Here is a 15,315-nt window from a genome sequence, read left to right on the forward strand (position 1 = left end):
TCAGTCCTCGTGGCCGGCTTCGGACGCACCGAGCGCCGATTTCAGGGTGAAGCTGTTCGCAGCCGCGATGGTTTCGCCGCCGGTCAGTCCGGACGCGACGATCACCATCGCTCCGTCCCGGCGACCGAGCGTAACCGGCGCGGCGCGAAAGCCACGCCCGGCGCGGACGAAAACGACCGTACGGCCCTCGACCGTCTGCACCGCGGTGGAGGGCACGCGGACCGCGCCGTCGCCATTGCCCGGCAGCGCGACCGATGCACTGACCGGCTCGCCCGCGCGCCACTGGCCAGCCCGGTTGTCGAGTTCGGCGAGGACCGGCACTTGCCGGGTCTTTTCGTCGAGCACAGGGGAGACGAAGCGGATGCGCGCCTGCCCGGTTCGATCGGCGGCCCGGACCTGCACCGTCGCCCCGACACGGATGCGCGCCGCATCGGCGGGGGAGACGGAGAGCGACACGCTCAGCCGATCCAGCCGGGCAATGCGGAACAGCTCGGTCTCCGCAGCATCGGCGGCGAAGTTCTGGCCGAGCACGGCAGTGCGCGCGATCACCTGGCCGGAAATCGGGGCGGCGAGGACAATGCGGTTATAGCGTCCCCCGCGCGATCCAGTGGCGGCCACCTGCTCACGCGCAAGGCGAAGCGCCACGTCCGCCTGCTTTGCGGCAGCACGCGAGATGTCCACCTCGCGCAAGGGACGGAAGCCCTTGGCATACAGCGCCTCATCCCGGGCGAGCGTCCTGTGGGCAAGTTCCGCGCCGGCGGCGGCGCGCTGCACTTCGGCCTGCAAGCCGGCGGCTTCGCGGCTTTCGAGCACGGCCAGCGTTTCACCCCGACGAACATGATCGCCAAGGTTGCGGCGCAGTTCGACGATGCGGCCGGGTACGGTGGCGGCGACGATCCGTGTCGCTTGCTGGTCGCTTTCGAGCAATGCGGGCAACGCGATAGCGCCGCCGCTGCGGCCAAGCGTCGGGTAGGTCAACTCGATGCCAGCTGTGGTGATCTGTTGTGGGGTCAGCGCAACGACGCTTTCCTCGACCTGTGTGGTCTCGGCCGGCTGGGTCTGATTGGTCTGGTTGGTCTGCGGTTTTCCGCCACCGCCGCCGCAGGCGGCAAGCGTCAGGGTAAGCGGCAGGGCCGCGAATAGCATTCTCATCGATCGGGTTCCTCGGCCGGCTACGCCGGCGATTGCGGTCAGGGATGGACGGCGCTGGCGCGCGTCTCAGCCTCTGGGCGGCCGCAAGGCGGGATCGATCAGGAGCGAGGCCAGCGCGGCGGCACTCGGCGCCACGGCAAGACCCGCCAGATTCAGGTGCAGGAAAGGGGCCGGCGAACCGGCTTCCAGCCCAACCGCATGGCCGTGGCAGCCGCCATGATGGTGCGGCATGTTCTGATCGCCATCGGCCGGCACCTGATCCCTGTCGCCATCGGCGTGCGCCTCTCCGCCGCAGGCGATGGCGGTACTGTCCGGGGCCTCGCGGGCATGCACTGCTCCACTCGTCGTCAGCGCGACGGCGAACAGGACGATCAGCAGGAGCCAGGCATGGCGCAGCATGGCCGCCGCCTTAGCGGATCGCGTCGCGTCTGTCATTTGCCGGATCTGGCGTTCCGGAGCCCAGTTGATACCAGCACCCTGACGATTGGCTAAGCCCGACCAGATATGGCCGTTCACATGTTTGGCCCGATCGTCCTGATTTGACGGAAGCCGCCGACGAGGCGCCACTAAAGCGGCGACAGTAATCGCCGCAGACATTGCCGTTCAATCGATCTCCCTCGTTCCCGAATTCGCCCGTTCTAAAAAAATGCGCGATCGTCCCAATTTTTCATCTGGGATGCGCCATTTCGGGAAAACACAATTGGGAACAGGTTTCGGGAAAGCCACCCCTGTCACCGAGTGCCAGCGCATGCAGCCATCAGCTGGCCCGCGTCAGCACCAGACGAACCGTTCTGCCGGCAAGCCGTTAGGGTCCATCCTGCATCGACACGCTCCACCACCCCCCGAACGATGCAAGGTGATAGCAATGCACTCCAAGGCAACGGACCGCATCCTCCGGCTCAAGGCCGTCCTCGCTCTAACGGGCCTCACCGCGTTCCACCCTTTACCGGAAGATGGACGCAGGCATCTCCCCAGCTAGCACGCAGATCAGCACCGTTGTATCGGCTGGCGCGAGTCCGCTGTTACCCGCTGGCCTGATAACCCTATGAGATATCAGGCGGCTCCGCCCCCCGAGAGATGAGGCGACGATGGACCGGATGTGGGACAAAACAGTCGTCTCGGAGAGATATGCTGAACGGCAGCGCCAGTCAGGAGCCGACCATCGCCCTCCTGCAGCATGAAACCCCGCCCTTCCTTTCAGAACCAACCGTCGTTCACGTGCCACGCCCATAGCGATACGCCAGCGGGTTCGATGGCCAGCCCGAGACGGTTGGCTTGCAAAGCATGCCTTGGAAGCTTCGCTGGATGTGTCGGTTCCTGACCTGATTGTCAGCCAGCTTGAGCCTGACGCCGCAGCACGGCAACCGATCGATGCAACCGCAGCTATCCATCGGGCTTCGACGTCCCCATATGCAGGCTATCGCAGCATCCGCCACGAGCGCCGCTGCGACTGAGAGATGCTACGTGCTCCCGCTCGGCGAGGACACATGCATGACCATCGACCAGACAAAGACAGGCCTGCCCGACGACGCTGCCCCGCTCCCCTGCGCGCCAGCCGGATCGGATGCGGATGCGCTCGAGGCCGCGCTTGCGGACATGACCAGGGCGTTCTCCAGCGACTTCGTCGCTGGTCGGGTGGGGGAGCGCCACAACACCTATCAACATCGCACCCGCGTGCTGCGCCAGTTGAGCGGTCAGCTGGCCACCCTGCGCGAACGGGAAGCGGCGGGGCACTGAGGGGGAGAAAGCCTGAGCGCGGAGATGCGCTCCGCCGAACAACCATCAGACATGGCAGTGCGGGCAGTGCCAGCTTCTTTCGCACGCGCCGGTACCCGATCCGCTCGCCGGCCGGTTAAGCAACGATGGACCATGCCAGCTTGCTCCCCTCCACCTATATCCTGGTCCTGACCGGGACCGGCCTGTTGGTGGCGCTGGTGGCGTGGCTGCCGCTCGCGCTGCGCAAATTGCCGCTATCGCTGCCGATCGTGTGCATGGGCATCGGCGCGACGATCTTCCTTCTGCCACAGGTCACGCTGCGACCGCTGCCCATGCGGTATCCGGACATTACGGAGCGATTTTCGGAGCTAATCGTCATCATCGCGCTGATGGGCGCCGGTCTCAAGATCGATCGGGTGTTCGGGTGGGCGCGCTGGGCGGTCACCTGGCGGCTGCTGGCAATCACCATGCCGCTCAGCATCCTCGCGATCGCGGGCATCGCCGGGTGGACCCTGGGGCTGCCGCTGGCGACGGCGCTGCTGCTGGGAGCGAGCCTCGCGCCCACCGATCCGGTGCTCGCCTCAGACGTCCAGGTCGGCCCGCCAAAGACCGGAGAAGAGGATGAAGTCCGCTTCGGGCTCACCTCCGAAGCCGGGCTCAACGACGGGGCAGCCTTTCCCTTCGTCCATCTGGCGATCCTGCTCGCGGCCAGCGCCGTTTCGGGGACACCGTGGCTGGGCGAATGGCTGGGCTATCGGGTGCTGTGGGAAATCGGCGGCGGCATTCTCGGCGGATGGCTGGTCGGCCTCGCCTTTGGCTGGCTCACCTTCCACGTGCGCGCCGACTCCAAGCTCGCCAAGACCGGTGACGGCCTGATCGCGCTTTCGGCGACGTTCGTGTCCTACGGCCTGACAGAGATCGTCCATGTCTACGGCTTCCTGGCCGTGTTCGTGACCGCGTTGACCTTCCGCCACACGCACCGCGAGCACGCATTCCACCACGAGATGCACACGATCATCGAGCAGCTCGAGCGGCTGGTGATGATGGCGCTGCTGATCCTGTTCGGTGGTGCGCTCGTCAGCGGCCTGCTGGCGCATGTCGGCTGGATCGACATCGCCGTTGCGGCGACGATCCTGCTGGTCGTGCGGCCCTTGGCGGGGTGGATCGGGCTGCTCGGCTACCGCGCCGATCGCAGCGAGAAGCTGACGCTGGCCTTTTTCGGCATCCGCGGCGTGGGGACGATCTATTACCTGGCCTATGGCATGAACCACATGGCGGTGGCGCAGGCCGAGCGGCTATGGGGCATAATCGGGCTGGTGGTGCTGTTCTCGATCCTGCTGCACGGGCTGACGGTGACGCCGATCATGCGATCGCTCGATCGCCGGCAGGGGCGGGATCCGGACGCCGGGGACCTGCCGGCGGCGAAAGAAAGCGGCGCGTGACGGATGCGCGCGCCGCCAAGCATCACCCCAGCGCGCGCAGCACCGGTCGATCGGCAAAACCGCGATCCGGATTCTCGCTCAAGCCACGATCCTCCGTGGTGCGTTCGAGACTCGCTTCGATCCGGTGCAGGCGGGTGGCGACCTCGCGCGCCTCGCGCTTTTCGGCCGCGAGCGCTTCCTTTTGCCAGGCTGCAGCTGCGATGAACGCTACGTCACGGACATTGGGCAACGGGGCATCGGTCGCCAGCTGACGCTGGCGGGCTTCCTGCGCGCGGCAGGTGAAGGCGGTCGGCTGCATCGTGGTGACTCCTCGGTGTTCGCGATAGGTACATTGGCGCGGCAATTGGTTGCCCGATCAGATGCGCCGTGCGGGCCGCTGGCCGCGCGTCACCGCGCCGTCGAGCAGGCGCCCCTGAAACAGCTGGCGGATTCGCTCGGCATCCTCTGCGCGGGCAAGGACAAGATGGGTGCCGCGTGGCGCCATCGGCTCGATCGCGCTGATCCGCACCTGCTGCTGTGCGCAGGTCGCGAGCACCTGTTGCATGGCCGCGTCGATGTTGACGACGCGCGACATTCAGGCGGATTTCGGGCTGGGCGGGCCGGCGGGATCGTGTCGCGGCGCGAAAATCGACAGGGTCTGCCTGCGGCGCGCGCTGCCATCGACAAAGGGAACGACGTTGGGGGACCGCGGAACCAGGGAGAAAGAAGACATGGGGCTGCTCCTTCGAAGAGCGGGAGCAGGATTCTCTCTCAGCCGCGGCGTTGCTCAGGCAAGGCTGGCCGCGATAGTATCGATATGGGGATCCACCACGTATTTACTAGGGACGCTGCACGAGATCGTCGGCGAGCCTTCGATAGAAATGGCCTACGCGCTGCAGGTCCGTCGGTAGAATGACGAGCATCGTGCCCGGATCGGGCGCCGGTGGCGTGCCAGACCTGCCGAGGCCGCTCCAGCACGCCGTCGCCATTGCCTGGCTGCGCAGGATTCCGTCACAGTGGAACAGGCACGCGCGCGTGCCGCCCAGTCCCAGCAGCCGGCCGTGATCGTCGTCGCCATGCCCCAGCGCCGCGTGCAGCGCGCGCAGCTTGTTGGCGCTGTTCCGCTGGCCAGGCGCGGCACCCAGGCCATGGGCGTGCGCGACCGCGTCGAGCAGGTGGTGGAGGAACCGATCGAGTTCGCGCAGGCCGTTGCCGATCCATTTCGACCGGTGCCGATGGCTGATCGGCACGGCGATCTCCGGCGGCGGCGCCCCCTGCCCCATGGGGCCGGCGAAGAAGCGCGCGCCGCGGCACAGCGTCCGATAGGCGCGATCGAGTTCGGCGGCGCGTCCGTTCGGATCGGGCATCTCAGAGGGCAAAAGCGTCGAAGGCACCGGCGGGCGCGCTGCTCGTCTCGACCGTCACCTGAACCTGCATGTCGAGAAAGTCCTCGGGCGCGCCGAGATAGCTGCCCCGCACCGGGTGGATGCGGGCGATGTTGCCCGCGACCGCCACCGGGATCAGGCCCGCCCCGCCCATGCGGCCATGGGTGGGATCGAAGGGGATCCAGCCGGCGCAGGGCAGATATACCTCGGCCCAGGCGTGGGTGGTGCCGTGCTGGTCGCCCGGCAGCTCGGGCTGGAGATAGCCCGACACCGCATGCGCGCCAAAGCCGAGGTGGCGCACCGCCTCGATGAACAGCGTCGCGAAGTCGCGGCACGATCCGCTGCCTTGGTCGAGCGTCTCGTCCGGCGACTGGGTGCCCTCTTCCTCCCGCACCCGATAGGTGAGGCTGGTCGCGATGGCGGTGTTGATCGTCTTGAGCAGCGTCAGCGTGTCGGTCGGCCCGGTACCGCGATACTGCGCCACCCACGCGCCCACCCGGTCCGCCGCCTGCGGATAATGGGGCAGCCGCATCCCGCCAAGATCGGCGATGTCCGCATCGGAATAGGTGAAGGGAAACTGGTGCGCGGACGGCGCGATGGTGAAAACCGGCCAAGCGGCGGCGGAATGATCCACCACCATCCGGCTGTCGATCGTCAGCGTCTGGGCCGCCTCCGCGAAGCTCGCCGTCGCGATCAGGTTGCCGAACACGTCCTGCGTCCAGTCGATCGCGGCAGGCGGCACGCAGCGGAGCTCGGTCGTGCGCAGCCGCAGATCATGCTGGCCGCGCGGGCACAGCATCATCCGGTGGGGTTGCAGCCAGACCGGCCGCGCATAGCGGTAGCTGGTGCGGTGACGGATGGTCAGCAGCACTTCGGCGCTTCAACGGCGCTCGGCACGGGCGGCGATCACCTGCTCCACCGCCTCGCATCCGACCGGGCTGGCAACGGCAAGGTCGAGCGGCCGGCCCATTGTCTCGATCCGGTCGGCATAGGCCCGGGCGAGGCTATGATGCGCATAGCGGCGGCGGATATGGTCGATGTCCATGGATCGGCTCCCGGGTCAGGTAAGCGGGAGCGCGTCGGTCTCTCAGTCGATGGCGCCTACGGAGGAATCTGCCAACGATGCACTTGGTATAAGGTGGAGAGGTGCAACAGCCTACCCCCTGCCGCCAATTAAGCGCACCCTTCCGCTAGCGCATCAGTCCGCCCGCGCGCAGCGCCGCCTCGATCACGCGTCCGATATCCCGTCCGGCAGGTGTCTGCGTGGAGTTCGCGGGCACCAGCATGGACGGTGGGGCTGGATCTGGCCTTGCCGGTACCGCGCGCGCCGTGTTGCCGACGGTCTGCGCCGGGGCGTCGGGATCCGCAATGCCCCAGAAACGGCAGAGATGGGCCGTAGAAGATATCCCCGTCTCGAGCATATAGGCGCCGCTGCTGCCGCAGCCTTCGGCGCCGGCCGTGTCGAGCGGGGTGCCATGGCCCATGCCGGTGATCTGGTATTCCTCGAGCAGGATGCGGCCCTCGCCGTCCGCCCACAGGTGATGGGGATAGCCGTCGACCCGGTCAGTGCGCGTCGGTGCCTCGGGGAGACCGTGCAGCGTGCGCCACTGCGCGACGATGGCGCCCGCGTTGGACGGCGCGACGGTCGCATCGCCCGTCCCGTGCCACACCGACACGATCGGCCACGGGCCTTGGTGCGGCGACGCATCGCGGACCAACGCGGTCAGCCCCGCGGCGTCCGGACCACCCTGCCCCCGCATCCGCTCGAACGCCTGCGGCATCGAGGTTGCAGATCCGTAGGGCAGGCCGGCGATGATCCCGCCACCGGCGAACACGTCCGGATAGGTGGCGAGCAGCACGGAGGCCATCGCGCCGCCCGCCGACAGGCCTGTCACGAAGATGCGCGCGGGATCGATACCGTGTCGCGCCACCATCGCGGCGACCATCGAGCGGATCGACAGCGCCTCGCCGCCGCCGCGACGGCTGTCCTCGGGCGCGAACCAGTTGAAGCAGAGATTGGCATTGTTCTGGCGCTGCTGCTCGGGGAACAGCAGCGCGAAGCCGTGGCGATCGGCCCAATCCGACCAGCCCGAGCCGCGGTCATAGCCCGCCGCATTCTGGGTGCAGCCATGAAGCACCACCACCAGCGCGGGCCGCTCGGCCAGTGCGGCGGGCAGATAGCTCCAGCCGGCAAGGCCGCCGGGGTTCGGCCCGAAGTCGCCGAGTGGCGCCAGCCGGCCGGCCCTCGAGGACGGCACTGTCCCGCTGGCGGCGCGCAGGGCGGCAAGGCGGGCAAGGGTGTCGGAAAGGCCAGGCATCGTAGCGTCCTTTGAGAAGCGCTCGAAAGCGGCAGGGTCGCATTCATGCTGCGATGCACAAATATGGGAGTTCAGGCGGGAAGCGCAATCACCGACGCTATTCATATAGGTTAACACGGTGATCATTCAGCGATCGGGAGTTGCCACCGCCTCAGATCGCTGCTTTCAGGGGTTCCGGCTTCTTGCCGTCCGGCAGCGTGTCGCGCAGGTGCGCGTGGACCATCGCCGCGGTGAAGGGCTTGCCGATGAAGGTCGCCTTTTCCGGCATGTCCCCCGGTCCGGGCGTGACGCGGCCGCTCGCAATCACGATCTCGATCCACGGATAGTGTTCGGCAACGTGGCGCGCCAGAGCGAACCCGTCCGTGTCCCCCGGCATGTCCACGTCGGAGAACAACAGGATCACGTTGTCGGCACATCCCGGCAGCATGGTCAGCGCCGCATCGCCGTGATCGGCTTCGTAGGTGCGAAAGCCCGCATCCTCCAAAATTCCGGTGACATCGAGAAGGATCATCGGATCATCATCGACCGCGATAGCATAAGGCATTGTGGAAGCTGTCATTTTGCTAGAACACACAGCATCGACAAAGGACCCCTGCCAAAAGCGGCGCGGCGCGTTAAAGAGCGATGATGGTGGCAGATCCTTCCCTTCCCGAACCAATCGCCGCCGATATCGCCACGATCGGTGCGTTCGACGTGGTGCCGACGCTGCTCGACACCGTCTGCCGCATCACCGGCATGGGATTCGCCGCGATCGCCCGCGTCACCGACGACCACTGGGTCGCCTGCAGCGTACGGGACGAGATCAATTTCGGCCTCCAGCCCGGCGATGCACTCAAGCTCGAGACCACCATCTGCCACGAGATCCGGCAGCACCGCCAATCGGTCGTGATCCCCGACGTGGACGCCGATCCCGTCTATGCCACCCACCCCACGCCCGTGCTGTACGGGCTGAAGAGCTATATCTCGGTGCCGATCGTACTGCCGGACGGCCGCTTCTTCGGCACGCTCTGTGCGATCGATCCCAAGCCGCAGGACCTGAACCGGCCCGAGATCCTGCCGACGTTCGAGATGTTCGCCCGGCTGATCTCGCTCCAGCTCGAACAGGCAGACCAGGCATCGGCGCGCGCGCGGGCGAACGACGTCACGCGCGAAAGCGAGGCACGGCACCGCCAGATCCTCGACAGCGCGACCGACTTCGCGATCATCGCGACGGACTGCGAAGGCCGGGTGACCCGCTGGAACGCCGGCGCCGAGAACATCCTGGGCTGGCGCGAGGCGGACATGCTGGGTGCTACCATCGAGCGGTTCTTCACGCCCGAGGACTGCGCGATCGGGCGCCCGGCGCACGAAATGGCCCGCGCACTCGAGGTCGGCCATGGCAATGACGAGCGCTGGCACCTGCGCGCCGACGGCAGCCGTTTCTGGGCGCAGGGGGAGATGACGCCGCTCCGCGACGCGGACGACACGGTGATCGGCTTCGTCAAGGTGCTGCGCGATCGCACCGAGGAGCGCCTGCGCGAGCAGCGGCTGGACCTGCTCGCGCGCGCCTCGGCCGGGCTGCTGTCCTCCGACGATCCCGACCAGGTGCTGCAGGAAATCCTGTCGAGCGGCGCGGAAAGCCTCGGCTACGACCGGAGCTACAGCTATCTGCTCAACAACGATTGCTCGCGGATGCGGCTGCTCCAGTCCACCGGCGTGGAGGAGGAGACCCAGGCATGGCTGGCGGACGTCTGCCCGGTCGACGTGCCGCTGTGCGGGCTGGTCGCCGAGCAGCGCGCGCCGCTGATCCTCGAGCATGTCCAGCAATCGACCGATCCGCGCACCGAGATCAGCCGGCGCAACGGCACGCGAGCCTATGCGGGCTTTCCGGTGCAATCGGACACGACGCTCTACGGCGTGATCTCGTTCGTCTCCACCAGCCGTGACCGGTTCGAGAGCGAGGCGATCTCGTTCTTCGAAAGCTTCGCCCGGTTCCTCTCGATCGGCCGCGAGCGGCTCGACCGGGAAGCGGCGCTGAGCGATCTCGCCATGACTCTCGAGCACCGGATCGAGGAGCGGACGCGCGAGCTGATGGCCTCCGAAGAAGCGCTGCGGCATTCCCAGCGCATGGATGCGGTGGGCCAGCTCACCGGCGGTGTCGCGCACGACTTCAACAATCTGCTGACGGTGATCCGGGGCTCGGTGGACCTGCTGCGCCGCCCGGACCTGCCGCCCGAACGGCGCGCGCGCTATATCGAGGCGATCGGGGACACCGCCGACCGCGCGGCCAAGCTGACCGGCCAGCTGCTCGCCTTCGCGCGGCGGCAGACGCTCAACCCCGCGGCGTTCGAAGTCGGCGAGCGGCTGCGCACCGTCGCGGACATGCTCAACTCGGTCACGGGCAAGCGGGTCGCGATCGCCCTCGACCTTCCCGACATCCCCTGCATCGTGCGCGCCGACGTCAGCCAGTTCGAGACCGCGCTGGTCAACATGGCGGTCAATGCACGCGATGCGATGGCAGGACAGGGACAGCTCACCATTCGGCTCGCCTGTTCGGTGCCGAAGCCCGTCATTCGCGGCCATGCCGCGTCGGACAGCCACTTCGCCGCGATCTCGCTGATCGATACCGGCGCGGGGATCGAGGCCACCATCCTGGAGCGCGTGTTCGAGCCCTTCTTCACCACCAAGGCGGTCGGCAAGGGCACCGGCCTCGGCCTGAGCCAGGTGTTCGGCTTCGCCAAGCAGTCGGGCGGCGACGTCGCTGTCGAGAGCGTGCCCGGCCATGGCACCACCTTCACCCTGTACCTCCCGCAGGCGGGGCCTGGCACGGAACCCGAGGTGGCGCCGCACACAAAGGAAGCCGCCGTCCGCAAGGCCGGCCTGTCGATCCTGATCGTAGAGGACAATGAGGAAGTGGGCAGCTTCGCCCGCGAGGCGCTGGATGACCTGGGGTATCGCACGCTGCTCGTGTGCAGCGCAGAGGATGCGCTGCATCGCCTGGGGTCGGACGGCGCCGGCTTCGACGTCGTTTTCTCCGACGTGGTGATGCCGGGCATGGGCGGGCTGGAGCTGGGCAAGCGCCTTCGCGAAACCCACCCGAAGCTCCCCGTCATTCTGGCAAGCGGCTACAGCCACATCCTCGCCGAAGAAGGTGCCCATGGTTTTCAGCTGCTGCAGAAGCCCTATTCTACACAGCAGCTCGCACGCGCCATTGACGACCGCTTCGCCAACATGAACCGGGGCGAATGAGTCCCGGCCTTCGGATCGTTGTTTCGCAAATGTAAGCAGATGCCGGCTAAATGAATGTTAGTCAATAATCCTCCTGTCGATCGCATTATGTGCGGGTCTTTCGCATCGCCGAACCGTTAGCCAGACCGAGTAGTTCTAAAGGACATGGCTATGCGCGCATTATGCTGGCACGGAAAAGGCGACGTTCGCGTCGACACCGTCAAGGATCCCGAGATTCAACATCCTCGGGACGCGATCATCAAGATAACGGCCTGCGCGATCTGCGGCTCCGATCTTCATTTGCTCGACGGCTACCAGCCGACAATGGAAGCGGGCGACATTCTCGGCCATGAGAACATGGGTGTCGTGGTCGCGCTGGGCTCCGAGGTCACCAACCTCAAGATCGGTGACCGGGTGGTGGTGCCGTTCACGATCAGCTGCGGCGACTGCTTTTTCTGCCGCAAGGGCCTGTTCTCGGCCTGCGAGCGGACCAATCCCAACGCCGAGATGGCGATCAAGGCGATGGGCCATTCGCCCGCCGGCCTGTTCGGCTTCAGCCATATGCTCGGCGGCTATTGCGGCGGACAGGCGGAATATCTGCGCGTGCCGATGGCCGATTTCGGCCCGATCAAGGTGCCCGACAGCGTCACCGACGAGCAAGCGCTGTTCCTCTCCGACATTTTCCCGACCGGCTACATGGCCGCCGAGAATGCCCAGATCGAGCCCGGCGACACGGTGGCGATCTGGGGCTGCGGACCCGTCGGGCAATTCGCGATCCGCTCGGCGCTGATGCTGGGTGCCGGCCGCGTGATCGCGATCGACGAAGTCCCCGAGCGGCTGGCGATGGCCGAGGCGGGCGGCGCCGAGACCATCGACTTCAGCAAGGTCGAGGACGTCTATGACGAGCTGCAGTTCCGCACCAAGGGGCGCGGCCCGGACAGCTGCATCGACGCCGTCGGCTGCGAAGCCTCCGGCCACGGCGCGGTCGATTCGGTCGTCGACAAGGTCAAGGCAGCGACTTTCCTCGCGACCGACCGGGTGCACGTGCTGCGCGAGGCGATCATGAGCTGCCGGATGGGCGGCACGGTCTCGATCCCCGGCGTCTATGTCGGCATGGGCGACAAGATCCCGATCGGCGCGATGATGAACAAGGGCCTGACGATCAAGACCGGCCAGACCCATGTTCAGGCCTATACCAAGCCCCTGCTCGCGCGGATCGAGGCCGGGGACATCGACCCGAGCTTCGTGGTGACGCACCCCGCCAGCCTTGAGGAGGCACCCGAAATGTACAAGAAGTTCCGCGACAAGCAGGACGGCGTCATCAAGGTTGTCCTACGCCCCTGACAACCGGCAGACCGCCGGCACGAGGGATCCGGGCGGCGCGCAAGCCGCCCGGACGCCGATCCCCGGCCCAGCCTAGGCGGCGTTGCGCAGGCGCCGGTGGAGATAGTTCTCGTCGAAACCGGCGACCTGGATCAGCTTTGCCGGGTCGGTGATGATAAGGCTGCCGCGCTTGAGCAACATCGTGCCGGACAGCCGCAGTTCCTTAAGGACCCGGTTGAGGTGCACGGGGGTCATGCCCAACGAGTCCGCCAGCATCAGCTGCGACAGCGGCAAGGCGAACTGCGCGTCCGAGGTCAGCCCGATATTCCTGGCCCGGAGATAGAGTTCGCACATCAGATGCGCCACGCGTTCGATGCTGGAGCGCCGACCCATGCTGGTGATCCACGCGCGCATCGTCCCCTCGTCCACCAACTGCGCCAGATAGATCGCCTTCGCCACGGCGCGGTGGTTGTCGAGGATCGTGTCCATCTGCGGCCGATCGATCGTGGCGACCACGGACGGCGTTATGGTCTGGATGCCGTGGTCCATCTCGGCCAGCAGCCCAACGTGCAGGTCGCAGGAATCGCCCGGCATCAGATAGGCTAGCACCTGGCGCGTGCCGCTGGGCAGGATCTTGTAGCGGCAGGCCCAGCCCTCCAGCATCACGAAGACGGGGCCCGGCCGATCGCCTTCGCGAATGAGATCCGTTCGTGCCGCGACCTTGCGTGCCCGCGATGTGGCGGCCGCCAGCGCATCGACGTCCGACTGGCTGAGCGACCCGAAGCCTGACAGCTTGTCGATGAAGCGGTTCGTCATCCTGTATAGTCCCACGTCCCGATCGCCATAGATATTGCTCAAAGTTATAGTCCAAAGTTGATCTTAGTGATGGCAATCCACGGCAGGTGGCGTATGCCTGTCTGATCGTCGGCCCCGACTTTCAGGCTCCGGCGGCTGAGAGACGCGGACGCTCTCGCCTGCGCAGGAGCGACGCCATGGCCGGAAACACCAACGACAATGAGAATCTCCGCGCGGATCGACGTGCTGATCCCCCGGACGCCCATGGCCAGGCGGCGATGCTCCTTGTCGAAAGCCTCCTCCACGGTCTGGTCGCGCGGTCCGTGATCAGCCTGGCCGATGCGGTCGAAATCGTCGAAACCGCGGCCGACGTGAAGGAAGAGATCGCCTTGGAACGCGGCGAGGATGCGAAGACGCAGCAAACGTCGATCATGTTGCTCGACATGATCCGTGCCAGCCTGAGCAATGATCTTCCCCGCGCCTAGCCCTGGCGCGATCCCGTAATCGCCGACATCCATCGCGAAATGGCAAGAACGATATTCCCAACGCATCCGGCAGAGCGTCGACGCCGTCCCATCGGCACACTGGGCCCCAAAAACTCGGGCCACAGCCGCATGCTTCTTTTGGGCAGCGTCTTGCCGGCCGAGAGGGGTTCGGCGTAGATAACGCGGCGCGCCCGCGAAGGCATCCTTGTTGCGTGGCGTTAGTTCATTGATTCCTCCCGGCGGCCGACCTGGCAACATCGAAGCCGATCGCAGCTCTCCGACCTTTCAAAGGCACGTTTTCCCCTAATGCACTCAGGCGTACCCGCGCGCAGCGCAACCCCGGCCGATGCCAGGGCCGAACAGCCATATATCGACGTACGGGATGTCACCCGAAAGGTGGCCGCCTTCCGTACAACCGATGACCGGCGCGGGTTGCTGGAATTGCTCGTCAGCGCGGTGCCGCTGATGCTCCTTTGGCTGCTGATGTGGTTTGCCCTGGACATCCATTATGGGCTCGCCTTGCTCCTGTCGGTTCCCGCCGCCGGTTTTCTGCTGCGCCTTTTCCTCATCCAGCATGACTGCGGCCACGGTGCCTTTTTCACCGGGCGGCGCGCCAATGACTGGGTAGGCCGATGCATCGGCGTGCTGACCCTCACGCCCTATGAATATTGGCGGCGCACCCACGCCCTGCATCATGCCGGCACCGGCAATCTCGATCGGCGCGGCTTCGGCGACGTGACGACTCTGACGGTCGAGGAGTTCGCGAGCCTGGGAAGCTGGGCACGGCTGCGATATCGCCTGTATCGCAGCCCGTTCACCCTGTTCGTGCTCGGGCCGGCCTTCGTCTTTCTTCTGCAACACCGCCTGCCTATCGGATTGATGAACGCCGGGTGGCGCCCGTGGATCAGCACCCTGGGTACGAACGCGGCGCTGCTGGCCGCGTGTGCCGGCCTTATCCATATCGTGGGCTTCTGGACGTTCCTCTCCATCCAGCTGCCGATCACCCTGATCGCGGCATCGGTGGGCGTGTGGCTGTTCTACGTCCAGCACCAGTTCGAGCACACCTACTGGCAATCCGGCAGGGCGTGGAGCTTCCAGGAAGCTGCGCTGTTCGGCAGCTCCCATTATGCATTGCCGCCGATCCTGCGATGGTTCACGGCCAATATCGGGCTGCATCACCTCCATCACCTGTGCAGCAGGATACCCTTTTACCGTCTTCCGGCAGCCCTTGCCGCTCGACCGGAACTCGCGGATCTCAACCGTCTAGGCTTCGCTGAAAGCGTGAGGTCGGTGCGGCTCGTCCTGTGGGATGCCCAGTCGGGACGCCTGGTTTCCTTTGCGGAAGCAGCGTCGGCAGCGGCATGTGATCGGAAGAACCCGGAAGTTCCGGCGACGGCGCGCGAGCTTCATCCCGCCATCACACTTGGATCGACACGCGGCTGAAGAGGATCGATCTCCTCGAGCCGCTGCCCCCCCCTGAAAGCGACTCCGTATAAGGCGGAAGAAGCGTGCA

General features: G+C 66.3%; 16 protein-coding genes. 6 read left to right on the plus strand and 10 right to left on the minus strand.

Annotation, left to right across the window (positions count from 1 at the left end):
• Both ABIC65_RS07815 and ABIC65_RS07820 read right to left on the minus strand, forming a co-directional pair.
• A complete protein-coding gene (locus ABIC65_RS07815) occupies positions 1 to 1,146 on the minus strand; it encodes an efflux RND transporter periplasmic adaptor subunit (protein WP_436286720.1) in 1,146 nt (381 codons plus the stop codon).
• 72 nt (positions 1,147 to 1,218) lie between these two features.
• Positions 1,219 to 1,551 (minus strand): hypothetical protein, encoded by a 333-nt coding sequence (locus ABIC65_RS07820; protein WP_354307938.1) that lies wholly within the window; start codon positions 1,549 to 1,551, stop codon positions 1,219 to 1,221.
• A gap of 1,092 nt (positions 1,552 to 2,643) precedes the next feature.
• On the opposite strand from ABIC65_RS07820, the gene ABIC65_RS07825 reads away from it, so the two are divergent.
• On the plus strand, positions 2,644 to 2,889 hold the full coding sequence (locus tag ABIC65_RS07825) for a hypothetical protein (protein WP_354307939.1): 246 nt from the start codon (positions 2,644 to 2,646) through the stop codon (positions 2,887 to 2,889).
• A gap of 125 nt (positions 2,890 to 3,014) precedes the next feature.
• Positions 3,015 to 4,310, plus strand: a complete 1,296-nt coding sequence (locus ABIC65_RS07830) for a cation:proton antiporter (RefSeq protein ID WP_354307940.1) — start codon at positions 3,015 to 3,017, stop codon at positions 4,308 to 4,310.
• 22 nt (positions 4,311 to 4,332) lie between these two features.
• On the opposite strand, the gene ABIC65_RS07835 is transcribed toward ABIC65_RS07830, so the two are convergent.
• From ABIC65_RS07835 to ABIC65_RS07865, 7 genes are all read right to left on the minus strand, one after another.
• On the minus strand, positions 4,333 to 4,608 hold the full coding sequence (locus tag ABIC65_RS07835) for a hypothetical protein (RefSeq protein WP_354307942.1): 276 nt from the start codon (positions 4,606 to 4,608) through the stop codon (positions 4,333 to 4,335).
• A 57-nt stretch (positions 4,609 to 4,665) separates the two neighbouring features.
• Positions 4,666 to 4,884, minus strand: coding sequence for a hypothetical protein (locus ABIC65_RS07840; protein ID WP_354307943.1), 219 nt, complete (start codon positions 4,882 to 4,884; stop codon positions 4,666 to 4,668).
• Positions 4,885 to 5,128: 244 nt separating this feature from the next.
• Positions 5,129 to 5,656 (minus strand): hypothetical protein, encoded by a 528-nt coding sequence (locus ABIC65_RS07845; protein WP_354307944.1) that lies wholly within the window; start codon positions 5,654 to 5,656, stop codon positions 5,129 to 5,131.
• A 1-nt stretch (position 5,657) separates the two neighbouring features.
• Positions 5,658 to 6,545 (minus strand): transglutaminase family protein, encoded by an 888-nt coding sequence (locus ABIC65_RS07850; protein ID WP_354307946.1) that lies wholly within the window; start codon positions 6,543 to 6,545, stop codon positions 5,658 to 5,660.
• Between the two features lie 9 nt (positions 6,546 to 6,554).
• The gene (locus ABIC65_RS07855; RefSeq protein ID WP_354307947.1) at positions 6,555 to 6,719 is read right to left on the minus strand and encodes a hypothetical protein; all 165 of its coding nucleotides are present in this window, start codon (positions 6,717 to 6,719) and stop codon (positions 6,555 to 6,557) included.
• A 145-nt stretch (positions 6,720 to 6,864) separates the two neighbouring features.
• On the minus strand, positions 6,865 to 7,992 hold the full coding sequence (locus ABIC65_RS07860) for an extracellular catalytic domain type 1 short-chain-length polyhydroxyalkanoate depolymerase (RefSeq protein WP_354307948.1): 1,128 nt from the start codon (positions 7,990 to 7,992) through the stop codon (positions 6,865 to 6,867).
• Between the two features lie 151 nt (positions 7,993 to 8,143).
• Positions 8,144 to 8,650: a response regulator gene (locus ABIC65_RS07865; protein ID WP_354307949.1), complete on the minus strand. Its 507-nt coding sequence runs from the start codon at positions 8,648 to 8,650 to the stop codon at positions 8,144 to 8,146.
• On the opposite strand from ABIC65_RS07865, the gene ABIC65_RS07870 reads away from it, so the two are divergent.
• Together ABIC65_RS07870 and ABIC65_RS07875 are read left to right on the plus strand one after the other, a co-directional pair.
• The gene (locus ABIC65_RS07870; protein ID WP_354307950.1) at positions 8,623 to 11,220 is read left to right on the plus strand and encodes a GAF domain-containing protein; all 2,598 of its coding nucleotides are present in this window, start codon (positions 8,623 to 8,625) and stop codon (positions 11,218 to 11,220) included. The two genes, ABIC65_RS07865 and ABIC65_RS07870, sit on opposite strands and share 28 nt — an antisense overlap.
• 150 nt (positions 11,221 to 11,370) lie before the next feature.
• The gene (locus ABIC65_RS07875; RefSeq protein ID WP_354307952.1) at positions 11,371 to 12,543 is read left to right on the plus strand and encodes a zinc-dependent alcohol dehydrogenase; all 1,173 of its coding nucleotides are present in this window, start codon (positions 11,371 to 11,373) and stop codon (positions 12,541 to 12,543) included.
• A 72-nt stretch (positions 12,544 to 12,615) separates the two neighbouring features.
• Here ABIC65_RS07875 and ABIC65_RS07880 read toward each other — a convergent pair whose 3' ends face one another.
• A complete protein-coding gene (locus ABIC65_RS07880) occupies positions 12,616 to 13,338 on the minus strand; it encodes a Crp/Fnr family transcriptional regulator (protein ID WP_354307953.1) in 723 nt (240 codons plus the stop codon).
• A gap of 176 nt (positions 13,339 to 13,514) precedes the next feature.
• Here ABIC65_RS07880 and ABIC65_RS07885 point away from each other — a divergent pair, with 176 nt between their 5' ends.
• A complete protein-coding gene (locus ABIC65_RS07885; protein WP_354307954.1) occupies positions 13,515 to 13,802 on the plus strand; it encodes a hypothetical protein in 288 nt (95 codons plus the stop codon).
• Between the two features lie 396 nt (positions 13,803 to 14,198).
• A complete protein-coding gene (locus ABIC65_RS07890) occupies positions 14,199 to 15,245 on the plus strand; it encodes a fatty acid desaturase (protein ID WP_354307956.1) in 1,047 nt (348 codons plus the stop codon).
• Positions 15,246 to 15,315: the final 70 nt, after the last annotated feature.

This window comes from Sphingomonas trueperi, assembly GCF_040545665.1.
GTDB classification, from domain to species: Bacteria; Pseudomonadota; Alphaproteobacteria; order Sphingomonadales; family Sphingomonadaceae; genus Sphingomonas; species Sphingomonas trueperi_B.